This window comes from Oleiphilus sp. HI0079 (genome assembly GCF_001635105.1).
The window spans coordinates 1-1,100 of record NZ_LWFT01001358.1 but is presented as its reverse complement, the minus strand read 5'-3'; the positions used below and the strand labels follow the sequence as shown (position 1 = coordinate 1,100).

Annotated in this window: 2 protein-coding genes and 1 pseudogene; 1 reads left to right on the top strand and 2 read right to left on the bottom strand. The window is 44.6% G+C overall.

From position 1 onward, the window contains the following. Nucleotides 1–423, top strand: a 423-nt coding sequence (locus A3750_RS27060) for a hypothetical protein (RefSeq protein ID WP_231871937.1), incomplete at its 5' end; no start/stop codon positions are given. A gap of 13 nt (nucleotides 424–436) precedes the next feature. On the opposite strand, the pseudogene A3750_RS27400 reads toward A3750_RS27060, so the two are convergent. Together A3750_RS27400 and A3750_RS26600 are read right to left on the bottom strand one after the other, a co-directional pair. Then, nucleotides 437–577: pseudogene (locus A3750_RS27400) on the bottom strand (hypothetical protein); the annotation flags it as partial. Between the two features lie 155 nt (nucleotides 578–732). Then, a partial coding sequence (locus A3750_RS26600; RefSeq protein ID WP_197475268.1) for a hypothetical protein occupies nucleotides 733–1,100 on the bottom strand: 368 nt, incomplete at its 5' end.

Genomic DNA, 1,100 nt, shown 5'->3' with positions numbered 1-1,100 from the left:
GAAGGTGCGCACATTCACTATGGATCAAGTGCTTACCCGGACTGGAAAGCAGTAAAAGGCTTCTTTGAGCAAACTCTCGAGAATCCAGATCGAGATAAATTTGAAGTTCTAAATGAGAAGATTCTCTGCTTTAGGGCGTTCGATTTGCGCAATCGTTTTGAAGAGCCTTTCACTACATTTAGAGAGGCTCTTGAGGCGCTGCAGTCCGATGTCGCGTACTTACCTGAGATGGCGGGCAGTATTGTTTGCTACTTCAAGAACGCAACTTCAATAGAAATCCCCGAGCATTTTTACATTGAGGCTAAACCCCATTTTTCTTCACGAGAAAAGGCCGTTGAATGGCTTCAAGAGCGCAAACAGAAACATGACAACGGATCATTAGATAGTCGCCTTTGTTCAGGTTTTTATGAGGAGAAAGGATGAGCCTTCTCACAAACTCCATTCCCAAATGCTTTTCTACCCACTGTCGTTTTTCAGAGTAAGAATCGGGATTCATCACGGAAGGGCACGAAAGTATGTATACGTCGAAACCCTCTTGCCCGTGCAGCCACTTCACCGTTTCAAGTGCTCCTGGCATGGGCTCTAAACCAAGAAACAAACCAGGGATACTTTGGGGATACTCGACATCTGGGTATTGTTTCTTATAGCGAACGTAGGAAGTCGTGTAGTCGCACAAGCAGTTATCCATGTCGACATAGATTATTTTCTGTTTAGTCATCAGCGACTCCCTACCTAATCCTTTTTATCATCATTATCTTCTTGGTCCGCTTCTTCCGACAAGATTTGATCCAAGTCATCCAAAGCTTCTGAACTAAATACGACTTTGTATTTCTTTTTGAACTTAACCACCGTCGGATCGAAGTTGTCGCAAATATCCTGATACTGTTCTCGGATAAATGCCTCCTGCAGGGCAACCTCTCGTCGTTTGAGCCCCTCAATCTCCAAAGCGTACTCAGATAACGCAGTACAATCTTTTAGAAGATGCGTAAAGCGCACCTGCTGGGCAGCGGAAGCATTGTTCACGACGATACTCATTGAAGCCTCGTTTGGGTCGTCGTCTCTCTCAATCATATAGATAGAGGCTTGCTGATCATGAAACT